Origin of the sequence: Enterobacter cloacae complex sp. IR53030, from assembly GCF_049238365.1 — a bacterium.
GTDB lineage: Bacteria > Pseudomonadota > Gammaproteobacteria > Enterobacterales > Enterobacteriaceae > Enterobacter > Enterobacter kobei.
The window spans coordinates 270,363-286,100 of sequence record NZ_JBMKHA010000004.1 but is presented as its reverse complement, the minus strand read 5'-3'; the positions used below and the strand labels follow the sequence as shown (position 1 = coordinate 286,100).

The 15,738-nt window shown below is 51.7% G+C and carries 13 protein-coding genes and 1 rRNA gene; 2 read left to right on the top strand and 12 right to left on the bottom strand.

Translation table 11 applies throughout. The features are described from left to right. Positions 1-111 precede the first annotated feature (111 nt). Positions 112-227, top strand: a 5S ribosomal RNA gene (gene rrf, locus ACOTXR_RS06655). Positions 228-333: 106 nt separating this feature from the next. Here rrf and ACOTXR_RS06650 read toward each other — a convergent pair. The 7 genes from ACOTXR_RS06650 to ACOTXR_RS06620 form a co-directional block, all read right to left on the bottom strand. Beyond that, positions 334-1,092: an amino acid ABC transporter ATP-binding protein gene (locus ACOTXR_RS06650; protein ID WP_014885454.1), complete on the bottom strand. Its 759-nt coding sequence runs from the start codon at positions 1,090-1,092 to the stop codon at positions 334-336. A gap of 7 nt (positions 1,093-1,099) precedes the next feature. Next, positions 1,100-2,203 (bottom strand): amino acid ABC transporter permease, encoded by a 1,104-nt coding sequence (locus ACOTXR_RS06645; RefSeq protein WP_014885453.1) that lies wholly within the window; start codon positions 2,201-2,203, stop codon positions 1,100-1,102. Positions 2,204-2,212: 9 nt separating this feature from the next. Further along, positions 2,213-3,394 (bottom strand): amino acid ABC transporter permease, encoded by a 1,182-nt coding sequence (locus tag ACOTXR_RS06640; RefSeq protein WP_058690870.1) that lies wholly within the window; start codon positions 3,392-3,394, stop codon positions 2,213-2,215. Between the two features lie 67 nt (positions 3,395-3,461). Continuing rightward, on the bottom strand, positions 3,462-4,487 hold the full coding sequence (locus ACOTXR_RS06635; protein WP_014885451.1) for an amino acid ABC transporter substrate-binding protein: 1,026 nt from the start codon (positions 4,485-4,487) through the stop codon (positions 3,462-3,464). 474 nt (positions 4,488-4,961) lie between these two features. Beyond that, positions 4,962-5,183 carry a lipoprotein gene (locus ACOTXR_RS06630; RefSeq protein WP_008502867.1) on the bottom strand — a complete coding sequence of 74 codons (222 nt, stop codon included), beginning with the start codon at positions 5,181-5,183 and terminating at the stop codon, positions 4,962-4,964. 304 nt (positions 5,184-5,487) lie between these two features. Beyond that, positions 5,488-8,601, bottom strand: a complete 3,114-nt coding sequence (locus tag ACOTXR_RS06625; protein ID WP_045268631.1) for an efflux RND transporter permease subunit — start codon at positions 8,599-8,601, stop codon at positions 5,488-5,490. An 11-nt stretch (positions 8,602-8,612) separates the two neighbouring features. Then, positions 8,613-9,752 (bottom strand): efflux RND transporter periplasmic adaptor subunit, encoded by a 1,140-nt coding sequence (locus ACOTXR_RS06620; RefSeq protein ID WP_058690871.1) that lies wholly within the window; start codon positions 9,750-9,752, stop codon positions 8,613-8,615. Positions 9,753-10,141: 389 nt separating this feature from the next. On the opposite strand from ACOTXR_RS06620, the gene envR reads away from it, so the two are divergent. Next, on the top strand, positions 10,142-10,858 hold the full coding sequence (envR, locus tag ACOTXR_RS06615) for an acrEF/envCD operon transcriptional regulator (RefSeq protein ID WP_014885448.1): 717 nt from the start codon (positions 10,142-10,144) through the stop codon (positions 10,856-10,858). Here the strand turns inward: envR and ACOTXR_RS06610 are convergent. The 5 genes from ACOTXR_RS06610 to ACOTXR_RS06590 all read right to left on the bottom strand — a co-directional run bounded on the left by ACOTXR_RS06610 (position 10,774) and on the right by ACOTXR_RS06590 (position 15,691). After that, on the bottom strand, positions 10,774-12,855 hold the full coding sequence (locus ACOTXR_RS06610; protein ID WP_222834715.1) for a putative bifunctional diguanylate cyclase/phosphodiesterase: 2,082 nt from the start codon (positions 12,853-12,855) through the stop codon (positions 10,774-10,776). The two genes, envR and ACOTXR_RS06610, sit on opposite strands and share 85 nt — an antisense overlap. Before the next feature lie 135 nt (positions 12,856-12,990). Further along, complete coding sequence (locus ACOTXR_RS06605) at positions 12,991-13,155, bottom strand: DUF2556 family protein (RefSeq protein ID WP_014885446.1); 165 nt, start codon at positions 13,153-13,155, stop codon at positions 12,991-12,993. Between the two features lie 179 nt (positions 13,156-13,334). Beyond that, entirely contained in the window at positions 13,335-13,631 is a 297-nt protein-coding gene (gene fis, locus ACOTXR_RS06600) for a DNA-binding transcriptional regulator Fis (RefSeq protein ID WP_000462905.1), read from the bottom strand. Between the two features lie 23 nt (positions 13,632-13,654). Then, positions 13,655-14,620 carry a tRNA dihydrouridine synthase DusB gene (gene dusB / locus ACOTXR_RS06595; RefSeq protein ID WP_014885445.1) on the bottom strand — a complete coding sequence of 322 codons (966 nt, stop codon included), beginning with the start codon at positions 14,618-14,620 and terminating at the stop codon, positions 13,655-13,657. 330 nt (positions 14,621-14,950) lie between these two features. Beyond that, positions 14,951-15,691 carry a carbonic anhydrase gene (locus tag ACOTXR_RS06590; protein WP_014885444.1) on the bottom strand — a complete coding sequence of 247 codons (741 nt, stop codon included), beginning with the start codon at positions 15,689-15,691 and terminating at the stop codon, positions 14,951-14,953. Between the last annotated feature and the right edge of the window lie 47 nt (positions 15,692-15,738).

Here is a 15,738-nt window from a genome sequence, read left to right as displayed (position 1 = left end):
GGCTCAGTTGGTAGAGCGCACCCTTGGTAAGGGTGAGGTCCCCAGTTCGACTCTGGGTATCAGCACCACTTTATACTTAGGTTAAAGTTCGGCAAGAAGTAAAAGAATTTGTCTGGCGGCTTTAGCGCGGTGGTCCCACCTGACCCCATGCCGAACTCAGAAGTGAAACGCCGTAGCGCCGATGGTAGTGTGGGGTCTCCCCATGTGAGAGTAGGGAACTGCCAGACATCAAATAAGTGAAAAGGCCATCCGAAAGGATGGCCTTTTTGCGTTTATGTGCAGAAAAAACGGTAGGCCGGGTAAGGCAAAGCCTCCACCCGGCAAAGCAAATGACTAATGAATCACCTGCGACAGGAATGCACGCGTACGTTCCGACTTCGGATGCGCAAAGAATTCATCCGGTGGGGCCTGTTCAACGATCTCACCGCGGTCCATAAAGATCACCCGGTCTGCCACCGTTCTGGCAAAACCCATCTCATGCGTCACGCACAACATTGTCATCCCGGATTGCGCCAGCCCAATCATAGTATCCAGCACTTCTTTCACCATTTCCGGATCCAGCGCAGATGTCGGTTCGTCAAACAGCATAATTTTGGGTTTCATGCATAGCGAACGGGCGATAGCCACACGCTGCTGTTGTCCGCCTGAGATCTGGCCGGGAAACTTATTGGCGTGCTCTGCAATACGTACGCGTTCGAGGTAATGCATTGCCAACGCCTCCGCTTCCTGTTTCGGCATCTTTCGTACCCAAATCGGCGCAAGCGTACAGTTCTGCAGAACGGTCAGGTGGGGAAATAGATTAAAATGCTGAAATACCATCCCCACTTCCTGGCGTACGCGTTCGATATTGCGAATATCTTCATTCAGCTCGATACCATCAACCACAATGCGTCCCTGCTGATGCTCTTCAAGATGGTTGATACAGCGAATGGTTGTCGATTTCCCTGAACCGGAAGGGCCGCAAAGAACGATTCGTTCGCCTTGCTTTACCTTGAGATTAATGTCTTTCAGGACATGAAACTGTCCATACCATTTATTCACGTTTTCCAGCGTAATCATCGCGTCGGCGGGTGTCATAGTAATTTGGCTCATAATTTCCTCAGTGCGGTGTACGCCCGGTGTTAAAGCGCTTTTCCAGGTGCTGGCTGTAGCGCGACATGCTAAAACAAAAGATCCAGTAGATCAGAGCAGCAAAGACATATCCCTCGGTGGACATGCCCAGCCAGGCAGGGTCAACGGTTGCCTGCTGCACGCTGCTAAAGAGATCGAACAATCCGATGATGATGACCAGGCTGGTATCTTTGAAGAGGGCAATGATCGTGTTGACCAGGCCCGGGATCACCAGCTTGAGTGCTTGTGGAAGGATGACCAACCCCTGCGTTTTCCAGTATCCGAGAGCCAGTGATTCCGCTGCTTCGTACTGGCCTTTAGGTAACGCCTGCAGGCCACCACGCACAACTTCAGCGACATAGGCAGACTGAAACAGAATCACCCCGACCAGGGCACGAATCAGTTTGTCGATCGTTGTACCTTCTGCCATAAACAGCGGCAGCATGACCGAAGACATAAACAATACGGTGATCAGTGGTACGCCACGCCAGAACTCAATAAAGATCACTGAGAGCACACGCACGACCGGCATTGTTGAACGACGCCCCAGAGCGAGTAAAATGCCCCACGGCAGAGCGCCAGCTATCCCCACAGAAGCGATAATCAACGTCAGCGTCAGACCGCCCCACTGGCGTGTTTCAACGCGTTCCAGCCCCAGGAAGCCGCCATACAACAACACCCAAACAATAATGGGATACGCTACAGCCCAGCCGGCAATATAGCGTCCGCGATGAGGTAGCTTTTTCCAGAACATTACGGCGATGGAAAGCAGACCGATAACCAGCGCCAGATTAATCCGCCAGCGCTGTTCATGAGGATACAATCCATACATGAACTGGCCGAAACGCTCGTGAATAAACACCCAGCATGCGCCTGCTTTCGTACAGTCGGCACGCGTGGAACCCACCCAGTTCGCCTGCAGGAATGCCCAGTTGAGTAGCGGCGGGATCAGTTCCCACATCAACCACAGGCAGACTATTGTCAGCAGGCTGTTGCTCCAGCTGGAGAATAGGTTCTTACGTGCCCAGATAATGAAACGTCCACCGGTTGTGCTGGCTGGACGCGAGGAGTGCGACAGTATCGCTTTCGACATCATAAATCCTTAGCGCTCGACCAGTGCAATACGGCGGTTATAAAGGTTCATCAGCAATGAAATCGCCAGACTGATGATCAGATAGACAGACATGGTGATGGCAATGGTTTCTATAGCTTGTCCGGTCTGGTTAAGCACGGTGCCGGCGAAGAGAGACACCATATCCGGGTAACCAATCGCGGCGGCCAGCGAGGAGTTTTTGACAATGTTGAGATACTGACTGGTCAGTGGCGGAATGATTACCCGCAGGGCCTGGGGAATAATGACCTGGCGCAGCGTCACGGTATTCGGTAAACCAAGTGAACGCGCCGCCTCGTGCTGTCCGTAAGGCACCGCCTGGATCCCGGAGCGAATGATTTCTGCAATAAATGCGGAGGTATAAATCGAGAGCGCCAGCGTGAGTGCTGCCAGTTCAGGAATTAACACCATCCCGCCCTGGAAATTGAACCCGCGCAGATGGGGGATATCCCAGTGCAAAGCCGCACCAAAAAGCCAGTGTGCGACTAACGGTAAGCCAACAATTAGCGCAGCGCCAACGGGCCATGTTTTACGAAGCTGCCCTGTTTTAATCTGGTGCTTGCGGTTATAACGGAACAGCCCGACAGAAATGGCGATCGCAATAATAACTGCGACGATGAAGGCGTAAAGCCCTTCGGCGAACTGCGGAGAGGGAATGTATAGCCCACGATTACTCAGGAAAAACAGCTCAAACGCATCGACGGCCTGACGGGGGCCAGGAAGGTTACGCAGGACCGCGAAATACCAGAAAAAGATTTGCAGCAGCGGTGGGATGTTGCGGAACGTTTCAATATAAAAGGTTGAAAGCTTCCGCAGGAGCCAGTTTTCAGAAAGACGAGCCAGGCCAATAAAGAAACCCAATATCGAGGCGAAGACAATACAAAGCGCCGATACCAGCAGCGTATTCAGTAAACCGACCACAAACACGCGTCCGTACGTGTCACCTTCCTCATAATCAATAAGATGCTGAACAATACCAAACCCTGCACTGCGATCCAGGAACGCAAAACCGGAGGTAATACCGCGGTTATTCAGGTTGGTGATGGTGTTATGGATGAGATACACGGCGATGAGAACAACCACAACAATAGCAATGATCTGGAATAGCCAGGCGCGGACCGCGGGATGAGAAAAGGATAGCGTTCCTTTTACGGCTGAGCGGCGATGGGACATAAAGAAACCTCAGTAACCATGACTCTGGACTGGGCACCGCCTGAGCAGTGCCCGTTACAGCTTTGACTTAACGTACTGGTGGCGCGTACTGAATGCCGCCGTTATTCCAGAGATTGTTCTGGCCGCGTTTGATCTTCAGCGGGCTTTCCGATCCCACGTTGCGCTCAAAGATCTCAGAATAGTTACCCACCTGCTTGATGATGTTGTAAGCCCACTTGTTATCCAGCTTCAGATCCTTGCCGAAATCACCCTCTTTACCGAGCAGGTGAGCCATATCCGGGTTGGATGGATTAGCGGCTTTCTCATCAACGTTTTTCGAGTTGATGCCCATCTCTTCCGCGTTCAGCATGGCAAACAGGGTCCAGCGAACAATGGAGAACCAGTCTTCATCACCACGACGAACAACAGGTCCGAGAGGTTCTTTGGAGATCACTTCTGGCAGCACAATCCATTCTGCCGGGTTGCTCAGCTTAATACGTAAGGCATACAGCTGTGACTGGTCAGAGGCCAGCGTGTCGCAACGGCCGGATTCCAGTGCTTTGGCTGATTCATCCGAGCGATCAAACGTCACAGGGGTGTATTTCATCTTATTGGCTTTGAAATAATCCGCGACGTTCAGCTCCGTATCCGTACCCGCCTGGATACACACGGTGGCGCCATCCAGTTCTTTGGCACTTTTCAGGCCCGCTTTATTGTGGGTCAGGAATCCGATGCCGTCATAATAGGTCACGCCGGTAAATGACATCCCCATACCTGCATCACGAGAGGAGGTCCAGGTGGTATTACGAGAGAGCATGTCAACTTCACCGGATTGCAGCGCCGTAAAGCGTTCTTTCGCCGTCAGCGGGGTGTATTTTACTTTGCTGTCATCCCCAAAAACGGCAGCTGCGACGCCGCGGCAGACATCCACATCAATACCGGTAAATTTGCCGTTCGCATCGGCATATGAGAAGCCAGGCAGACCATCACTGATACCACATTGAACAAAACCTTTCTTTTTAACGGCATCCAGTGTCGTACCCGCATGGGCCTGGCCCGCTACGGCAAACAACATGCCTGCAGCGGTCAGGCTGGCTATCATCGTCTTTTTCATAATGCATCCTGTGTGGCGAAATTTATCGTTATAGAAGCGCTTTTTAAGCGCTAAACCTGTCTGTGGCTTTGGCCAACGTTTATAAAGCAAACGTAATGCCAGTTTTGCGTTCCACAAAATAAGTGATAACAGAACGCTTAATGCTGAGTGTAGACACGCTTAAATAAAACGAACGCCCCGAAACGGTGCGAAATTACAACCTGTGCCACAAATCGGAGCAAAAGTTTCGATGAGGATGAGATAAATCAAGAGATAGTTTCTGAAGTGAATATTGGCAGGGTATTCAATAAGATTAATGTGTGAAAATCATCACGATAAAATATGAAATAAACTTTTATATACTAAAAAGATGTGATAGCCAGTCGATGGGAATTAATTTCTTGAATAAAAACGGGGCTATTTTTTTACTTATTAGAAAACAATGCACTTTTTAAACGCAAAAGCGCGGCCCGAGCCGCGCTTTCTTAATGGATGTTACTTCGTCAGGGCAACGATACCTAGCGTCAAACCCGCCACGGCAGCCGCTCCGCCGGCGATAGCACCCGCGGTTTCCCAGTTATCCTGGGTGGTGCCTTTCATACAGGTATTGGTATGAACCAGTCGACCCTGGTCATCGTAAACCGGTACACATGGAGAATCGTGCGCGCATCCAGCAAGTAGCGCAGCGAGAAGTGCAACGGAAATGAATCTTTTCATGATGTTACCTCAGTATTATTTCTCATTCGCTACAAAGCCAGGAGGGCTATTAACGAACCGGAGGCTATTTTACCACCGGGGTAACACCTCGTTGCACGGGGAATAATCTCAAAGTATGTCGTTTGTAAAAATCGTGGAGAAAAGTCGGTTTCAGGATGAATTAATGGAGAAATTATGGAGACACAACAGGGCGTTTCTACTTAATGTAAATCACCGCATTTTTAACACTGCAATTCAATAATGTCTAATTTATTGTTTATATTAAAAATAAAAAAGGCACCGCAGGGTGCCTTTCATGGGGGCGTTACTCTTTATGGCGGGTAAACCGTCGCCGGACAACCACAAAGAAAACGGGAACGAAGAAAATCGCCAGCAGCGTCGCGGAAAGCATGCCTCCCATAACGCCCGTACCGACAGCATTTTGCGCACCACTCCCGGCTCCGGTACTGATTACCAGCGGCATGACGCCAAGGATAAAGGCCAGGGAGGTCATCAGGATCGGTCGAAGGCGCATCCTTGATGCTTCCAGGGTGGCTTCAATAATCCCTTTACCTTCTTTATCCATCAGGTCCTTAGCAAATTCGACAATCAGGATGGCGTTTTTCGCCGACAGGCCAATTGTCGTCAGCAGGCCGACCTGGAAATAGACGTCATTGTTCAATCCGCGCAGCGACGCGGCGAGCAGAGCACCGATAACACCCAGCGGCACAACCAGCATCACGGAGAATGGGATGGACCAGCTCTCATACAGGGCCGCCAGACACAGGAACACCACGATCAGTGAAATGGCATACAGTGCGGGCGCCTGGTTACCGGAAAGGCGTTCCTGATAAGACATGCCCGTCCAGTCATAGCCAATTCCTGCAGGCAGTTTTGCGGCAAGGCTTTCCATCAACACCATCGCTTCGCCGGTACTTTTACCCGGTGCGGATTCCCCGAGGATCTCCATTGAAGGCATCCCGTTGAAGCGTTCCAGGCGAGGTGAGCCATAAACCCAGTGAGAGTAGCTAAAGGCGGAGAAGGGAACCATCTCTCCGTTCGCGCTGCGCACGTAGAGGTTGTTAATGTCCCCCGGCAGCATGCGGAAACGGGCATCTGCCTGCACGTAAACTTTTTTCACGCGCCCGTGGTCGATAAAGTCGTTCACATAGGTGCCACCCAACGCCGTCGAGATAGTCTGGTTGACGTCGGAAAGGCTGACGCCCAATGCCTGCGCCTTTTCCTGATCGACATCCAGCTTGAACTGAGGCGTATCTTCCAGCCCGTTTGGACGCACGCGCACCAGCAGGTCTGGGTGCTCTTTTACCATCCCGAGCAGTTGATTACGTGCCTGCGTTAGCTGGGTATGTCCCAGGTTAGCCTGATCGATAAGTTCAAAGTCGAATCCCGTTGCGGTTCCAAGCTCAATAATCGCAGGCAGGTTGAACGGGAACACCAGGCCGTCTTTAATCTGACTGAACGCTTTTGTCGCGCGACCCACGATAGCTTCAACGCTATTTTTCTCGCCCGGGCGCTCCTCCCAGGGCTTCAGGCTGACAAAGGCAATACCGGAGTTCTGACCCTGGCCGCTAAAGCTAAAGCCGTTTACGGTGAAGACGGATTCAACGTTCGCCTTCTCTTTGCCCAGATAGTAGTCCTGAACCTGGTCGAGGACCGCCTGAGTACGCGTCTGGGTCGCCCCTGCCGGGAGTTGAACCATTGTCATAAAGACCCCCTGGTCCTCTTCGGGCAGGAAGGAGGTCGGTAAGCGCAGGAACAACACCGCCATGCCACCAACAATAATGACGTACACCACCAGATAGCGACCGGTCTTACGCAAAATACCGCTCACGCTGTTGCTGTAGTGTTCCACACTCTTATCAAAGAGCGCATTGAACCAGCCAAAGAAGCCCCCTTTTTTCTCGTGGTGGTCGCTGGAGACGGGCTTAAGCAACGTTGCGCAGAGTGCGGGGGTCAGGATCAGCGCGACCAGTACGGATAGCGCCATCGCGGAAACGATAGTTAACGAGAACTGGCGATAGATGGCCCCAGTCGAGCCACCAAAAAATGCCATCGGAACAAAGACCGCCGAGAGGACCATGGCGATCCCCACCAGCGCGCCCTGAATCTGCTCCATCGACTTCTGCGTGGCCTCTTTCGGCGGTAGTTTATCTTCCACCATCACGCGCTCAACGTTCTCGACGACCACGATGGCGTCATCAACCAGTAGCCCTATCGCCAGCACCATCCCAAACATCGTCAGGGTATTGATGGAGAAACCGAACGCAGCCAGCACGGCGAAGGTCCCCAGCAGAACAACCGGCACGGCGATCGTTGGGATCAGCGTTGCCCGCAGGTTTTGCAGGAACAGATACATGACCAGGAAGACCAGAATGATCGCCTCAAACAGGGTCTTCACCACTTCATGAATCGAGATTTTCACAAAAGGCGTGGTGTCGTAGGGGTAGACGACCTTCAGTCCCTGCGGGAAGAACTGTTGCAGTTGTGCCAGCTTGCTCTTGATGGCTGCCGCCGTATCCAGCGCGTTTGCACCAGTAGCGAGCTTAATCCCCAGACCGGTTGCCGCCTGCCCGTTGATTTTGGTCACCATATTGTAGTTTTCGCCACCCAACTCAATGCGAGCCACATCCTTCAGATGAACCATTGAGCCGTCCTGGTTCACTTTGAGCGTGACGCGACCAAACTCTTCCGGTGATTTCAGGCGAGTTTGCGCGATGATGGAGGCATTCAGCTGCTGTCCAGGGACTGATGGTGTTCCACCCAACTGGCCTGCCGCTATCTGGTCGTTCTGCGTTTTTAACTGATTGATAATATCCAGCGGCGTCAGTTGGTATTTGTTCATCGCGTTACTGTCGAGCCAGATGCGCATCGCATACTGGGCACCAAACAGCTGAACGTCGCCGACACCCGATGTTCGGCTGATGGCATCCTTGACGTTCGAAGCGACGTAGTCGGAGATATCATCCTGAGTAAGGCTTTTATTGTCCGAAACAAAACCGGCGACCAAAAGGAAGCTGCTGCTGGACTTCTCAACGCCAATCCCTTGCTGCTGAACTTCTTGCGGCAGCAGCGGCATGGCCAGCTGCAACTTGTTCTGTACCTGCACCTGGGCGATGTCCGGGTCTGTTCCCGACTCGAAGGTCAGGGTGATGGTGACATTACCCGCTGAATCGCTGGTGGAGGACATATACATCAGGTTATCGATACCGTTCATGTTCTGTTCGATAACCTGGGTCACGGTATCCTGTACCGTCTGGGCATCTGCGCCGGGGTAGGTTGCGGAAATCGCAACGGCTGGCGGGGCAATCGTTGGATACTGGGCAACGGGCAGTTTGAGAATAGCCAGCCCGCCTGCAATCATCAAAATGATGGCAAGTACCCAGGCGAAAACCGGCCGCTGTATAAAGAAATTAGCCATGTCGTCGTTCCTTAACTGGCGGGCGCTGTGGTGGTATCTGGGGTGGCGACGACGGTGGCACCTGGCCTGGCTTTTTGTAATCCGCTGACAATCACGCGGTCACCGTTTTTCAGCCCTTCCGTCACCAGCCAGCGATCGCCAATGGCCTGAGGCGCAACGACGGTGCGTGGCTCAACCTGGTTTTTATCGTTAACCACCATGACGGTTGCATCACCTCGCGGCGTACGGGTCAGACCCTGCTGGGGAATCAGAATTGCATTCGGCTGTGTGCCTTCATCAATGCGGGCGCGAACGAACATCCCGGGTAACAGAAGGTGTTGAGGGTTAGGGAAAATGGCGCGCAAGGTAATCGAACCGGTGCTTTGATCCACCGTGACGTCTGAGAACTGCAACGTTCCTTTCAGCGGATAAGGCTGACCATTTTCCATCAGCAGTTCAACGCTGCTGGCCGTGTCGCCTTTTTGCAGGCTTGTCTGTTTCAGGCGCATAAATTCACAGCTGGACTGGGTGACGTCGACGTAAATCGGATCAAGCTGCTGGACTGTTGCCAGTGCAGAGGCCTGCCCGTTCGTGACGAGAGCACCTTCTGTCACGCTGGATTTGCCGATGCGCCCATCGACGGGAGACGTCACTTTGGTATAGGCAAGGTTAATACGTGCACTTTCGACGCCGGCTTTGGCGGCGATAACACTGGCATCGGCCTGTTGGGCTGTTGCCACCGCCTGGTCATACTCCTGCTTGCTGACATACTGGGTGCCTACCAGCGGGAGATAACGTTTTACTGTCAGATGCGCAATATTGGCCGCCGCCTGGGCCTTCGCCAGCTCACCTTTCGCGCTGTCGTAAGCCGCCTGATAGGTCGCAGGATCAATCTGGTAAAGCGAATCTCCTGCTTTTACATCGCTACCTTCCGTGAAGTTACGACGCAGGATGATACCGCTAACCTGTGGACGAACCTCCGCCACGCGGAATGCATCCGTTCTGCCCGGGAGTTCAGTGGTGACCGCCAGCGGCGCGCTTTTCACGATATGCACGCTGACCTGAGGTGCCTGGGGATGTTGTTGTTGGTCTTCCTGGCCATCGCATCCAGAGAGCAGTACAGCGCAGACAATGAAACCGGATAAGGGCAAACGTCTGAAATGATTCGTCATTACTGTTCCTTTAAATACCCATTAACCGAGATTTGCCGTAGAACGGTCGTTGGGGCAGAGGGATAAAAAAATAAAATGTAGCTGCGTATAATAATGAGGATATTTAATGTTTTTTAATTTATAAGTGCGAATGACGAGGCGTGAAGGAAAAATCAGAATGGGGCCCGGAGAAGATATGAATATACTCCCCTCCAGGCTAACCAGAGAAAGCGGGTTTAATGCCTTAAAATATTCATATCATGAATTAAATATTGATTATGCATTTGTATTAATTATGAGTTAAGGGGATTGACTTTTTTTGTGCAAAATGAAAACGGGTTTTAGGGAATAATTCCAGCCATCCGAACCCGAGGTTACGTATAAACCCAGTGAGTAACGAGTAGCTGCCTATGGCGCGTAAAAAGAAAGAAGAGGCTCAACAGACCCGACAGCAGTTGATTGAGGCGGCTATCGGGCAGTTTGCGACGCGTGGCGTGGCCAGCACGACGCTGACGGATATCGCGGATGCCGCAAAGGTTACGCGCGGTGCCATCTACTGGCACTTTACCAGTAAAACAGAGATATTTAATGCGATCTGGGAACAGCAATTACCGCTGCGTGACATTATTTGCGACAGGCTTTCTCTTTCCGAAAATGATGACCCGTTGTTAATGCTTCGTGAGCAATTTATTACTGCGCTACAGTATATCGCGCATGAACCCCGGCAATGCGCGCTTTTACAAATTCTGTATCATAAATGTGAGTTTCATAGCGATATGATTTCAGAAGATGAAATCCGTAAACGCATTGGCTTTAATTATGATTCTTTACGTATTACGCTAGAAAAATGTATTTCTCAGAGAATCGTTGCGGCGCAGATGAATGTTGAACTGACCATGATTGTATTGCATGGCTTTTTTAGCGGAATCATTAAAAACTGGTTAATGAATACCGACAGTTTTAATCTCTATCAACAGGCACCCGCGCTGGTCGACAGTATTCTGGCGACACTCCCTGTCTTGCGCGTGTCGCCTCAGGATGACTACAGCTCAGCGCCAGGCAACATTTCACCTCGCGCACAAAGCGCCTCTATGGTCTGCGCGCTGGCTGGTTTGCCTAACAGATAACCCTGAAGGGTGTTACAACCCAGCTCTGTTAAAAAGGTTTGCTGGGCTTCGGTTTCCACACCTTCAGCCACGACTTTCAGGTTAAGTGTTTTTGCGAGAGCCACAATCGCCGAGACAATGGTGGCATCCTCGCTTTCCCCGCTTAACTCTTTTACAAATGCTCTGTCGATCTTCAGTTCACAGGCCGGTAAGCGCTTGAGATACAGCAGGTTTGAATACCCGGTTCCAAAGTCATCAATGGACGCTTTCACGCCTGCATTCGTCAATTCTGTCAGCACCCGTACGCTCTCATCCGGGTTGCTCATTGCCGTCGTTTCCGTAACTTCCAGGATCAGCATTTCCGGCGGTACCTGATGGCGCTCCAGGCAGTCGAGAACCGTTTTAACCAGTGATGGTTGTTCAAACTGCAATGTCGACAGGTTTACAGCCATTGACCAGTCTTGATGTCCCTGAAGATGCCATTCTCTCAGCTGGCGGCAGGCTTCATTGATCACCCAGTTACCAATAGGGATGATAAGCCCCGTCTTTTCCGCCAGTGGCAGGAAAAGATCCGGCGTCAGTAGTCCCTGCTTAGGATGTTGCCAGCGCAACAGTGCCTCAAACCCGAGGAGAGGTCCTGCGGGCGCGTGAAATTTTGGCTGATACAACAGGCGCAGCTCATTGCGTTCGATGGCCATCCACAGATCGTTCATTAACTGAAGATGGGTCTGCGCCAGGGTGTTCATGGAAGGCTGGAAAAAGTGATAACCGTTTCGGCCCATATGCTTGGTGTGGTACATCGCCGCGTCGGCGTTAAACATCAACTCGCGTTCGGTTTTGCCGTCGTGAGGATAAAAAGCGATACCAATGCTGAGGGTCACCATCAGTTCATAAGGGTCGAGGTTGAACGGGCTATCGATTGCGCGTACCAGCGAATTTGCCAGCGAGGCGGCATCGTCCGGGCCTTCGCCCTCAGCCAGCAGAACAAACTCATCACCGCCGATACGTGCAAGAGTGAACTGGCCCTTCAGAAGCAGTAGCAGACGCTGCGTAACGGCGACCAGCAGTTTGTCACCGACATCATGACCATAGGCGTCATTGATGGCTTTAAAGCCGTCGAGATCCATAAACATCAGCGCAAAATGGGTTCCTTCACGATCGGCTTTACTGATCGCCTGATCGAGTCGGTCTTCCAGCAGGATGCGGTTGGGCAGACGCGTTAGCGTATCCTGCAGCGCCAGTTGAGCAAGTTCCCGGTTCGCTTCTGCAAGCGATGAGGCCAGTAGGGCAGTACGTGCCTGAAGACGGGCATCCAGCATCGACACCAGCAGGGTGATCCCAAGAATAGAGAGCGCGACGACGCTGACCAGCATGGCGAGCCAGCTGCTGTTAATACCAACATGGTGCGTCATCGTCGACATTGGAAACTGCGCGGCTCTCATCCCGGCGTAGTGCATACCGGCAATGGCAATGCCCATTGTGATGGCGGCACCCAGACGCATCAGCACGACCTGAGCCGCTTCGTGACGCAGGCGGAAGGTCAGCCACAATGCAGCAAGCGAAGCGGCAAGGGCAATGACGACTGAAATGGCCACCCACAACGTGTCCCAGACGATACCGGGCCTCACTTCCAGCGCGGCCATACCGGTGTAATGCATGGCGATAATACCGCTTCCCATCACCAGCGCGCCGGGTAGCAGACGGCGCAAGCGCAGTTGTTCACAGCTGACGAGCCAGAGTGCAAACAGTGAAGAACCCACGGCAATGACCATGGATAAAATGGTCAGGCTTACGTTGTAACTCATGCTCATGGAGAGGTCCATCGCCAGCATGCCGATAAAGTGCATAGCCCACACGCCAATGCCCATCGCAATACCGCCGCCAGCCAACCAGACGCGGGCGGCGACGCCCTGACTTCCGGCGACACGTGCGGCCATATTCAGTGCGGTATACGACGCGAGGATGGCCACAACGAAGGAGAGAACTACAAGGATAAGGTTGTATTGGCTAACCAGCATGGTCGGTTCTACTCGTGTCTGACGTTAAGCAGGAGAGGTTGAGAAGGGCGAGACATTATCACCGTAAGGTAACGGCTCAAAGGGTTTTAAATCCCCGTTTTTAGTGGGTAATTCGGGGGCAGTGACGTCAGGGCGTTAATCGAGTTCTGAGCAGTTCACTAATTTGAGCGGGTTCACGGAGTTCATATTGCGGCACTTGTCGGTTTCAGTGCTCATCAGTTCAATCCACTGCATCAAAAGGGCATCGAAGAGGAAAACGGAGATTGCAAAGACAACCAGCCACCAGTATTTACGAATCATTGTGTCATTCCGCGTGAAGAGAACCACTGAAGTGGTGGAAATATACACGAAAAGTTGCGGTTTAAAAGCGGGATACGCGACGGTTTACAAAGTGTTGACGATAACATTAACAGGCAATAAAAAAGGCGCATCCCCATGCCGAGTAGCGCCTTTTTAAACAAGCATTTCGCTAATCGAAATTAGTTCATGCCGTATTTTTTCAGTTTCTTACGCAGAGTACCACGGTTGATACCCATCATCAGCGCAGCGCGGGTCTGGTTACCGCGGGTGTATTGCATCACCATGTCCAACAGTGGCTGTTCAACTTCAGCCAGTACCAGCTCATACAGGTCATTAACATCCTGACCATTCAGTTGAGCAAAATAGTTCTTCAGTGCCTGTTTAACCGAGTCACGCAGGGGCTTTTGAGTTACCTGGTCCTGAGAGTTAACGGTAGAAACGGTCAGTACGTCAGAATTTACGCGTTGTTCGAACATAGTTCTGTCAGCTCTTTATTTCATTACGCAAGATTTTCGAAGTATGCCTCCAACGCCTCCAGCTGTTCGCTGGCATCCTCTATGGCGTTGAATGTGCGCCGAAACTGGTCATCTGGAGCGTGCTCCTGGAGATACCAGGAGACGTGTTTACGCGCAATTCGGTACCCTTTTGCCTGACCGTAATGGTCATGCAGTTCCCGAACATGCGAACAAAGCAAGCGCTTAACCTCTGCCAGAGGCAGTGGGGCAAGCAGCTCCCCAGTGTCCAGATAATGCTGGATTTCCCGGAAGATCCAGGGTCTTCCCTGAGCTGCACGTCCTATCATCAGAGCATCAGCTCCCGTATAGTCGAGCACAGCCCTGGCTTTAAGCGGGTCAGTTATGTCGCCATTCGCGATAATCGGAATGGAAACCTTCTGCTTAACTGCCCGAATGCTGTCGTATTCAGCTTCACCATTGAACAAACAGGCGCGAGTGCGTCCATGAATGGTCAGGGCCTGAATGCCACAGTCTTCGGCCAGTTGGGCAATCTCTACACAGTTACGGTGTTCCGGCGACCAACCCGTGCGAATCTTCAACGTAACAGGAACGTCCACCGCGCTGACAACCGCCGTCAGGATAGACTTCACCTGATCGGGGTATTGCAGAAGGGCTGAACCTGCAAGCTTGCGATTCACTTTCTTGGCCGGGCAACCCATATTGATATCAATAATCTGGGCGCCACTTTCCACGTTAATACGCGCGGCATCTGCCATCTCTTCAGGCACGCTTCCGGCGATTTGCACGGTGCGGATACCTGGCTCATCAATGTGCACCATCCGAAGGCGGGATTTATCGCTTTCCCAGACCTGCGGGTTAGACGACATCATCTCGGATACGGTTAAACCGGCTCCCATCTCATAGCACAGCGTCCTGAACGGCCGGTCGGTAATACCTGCCATTGGGGCTGCGATCAGGCGATTTCTAAGCTGGTGGTGTCCGATGCGCATGAGTTAAGAAATGACCATACTGTGACTGCAAGGCGGCGTATATTACGCATTTTTTGCACGAGATGAAAGGCCAAACTTTGAACAATCCACTGTTGTAGATCAAGGAATCGCCGCTCAATCATTCCGTTAAAAATTATTCATCATTTAAATCATTGGGTTATAATTAAATGATTGTTTTATGAGCGCTTACAATTTCCCGTAACTTCTCATCATTTCTCATTAAACGCGACAGTTGAGCGGGATAATCTGCTGTTTTTCACAGCAGATTTCCTCACTTCTTTGCGATCTCTGTCGCATTTTAGAACATGATCTCAGGGCAAAAAATGCAGATTATTCGACCACAAGACGGCCATGCAGGGCCTGTACCGGGCGGTTGTTATCGTGATGCATTGTATGGGTGAATTTCTCCAGCTGCTCAGCTGAGAGCGTGAGAGGGTGCTTAAGCACAATCCAGGTGACGCCTTCTGAACAAGGTGGGGTGGTCAGTGAACCGCTGAAGCGCCAGTAAGTTTTGTTGACCGGGAGCAGCTTGTTCAGGTTGAGATCCTGCTTAATGGAGATGTTCTGTTCGGCCTGTTGGGGCATCACGCTCCACAGTTTATCAAGCTCCGGGTTCGCGGCGCCTTTGTCAAACATGACGGCCACTACGGTCAGCTCACCTGCGCTATTTTTATGCACCAGATGCATTTCCATTGCGTATTTTTTGCCATGCACGGTGTTCTCGCTCGGCGCGTGGAAATGGAACTGCTGCAGAGTCCAGGCTTGATTATCCAGGGTTATCGTGTCGCGGGTATCCGCTTTCTCACTGGCCTGAATGGTATGGCCATTGTTCGTCAACGTCATGGGGCCATCAATGTAGTGCGTTTTAAGCGGAGAGAAATGGGCGTTTGCAGTCGATTCAATGTTAATCGGAGACTGATACATCCCGTTTTGACAGGTCTTGTAGGCCTCGTCCAGTTCACCCCAGTGTTCCGGTGAACCTTCCCCTTCGTAGCTCCAGTGTGAAGCGAAAGCTGATGCCGAGATCATACTCAGCGCAATCAGCGCTGCCTTGCCAGTAATGTGTTTCATAATATTCTTCCGGTGAATTGTTGTAATTCAAATCATTATGATTTGTG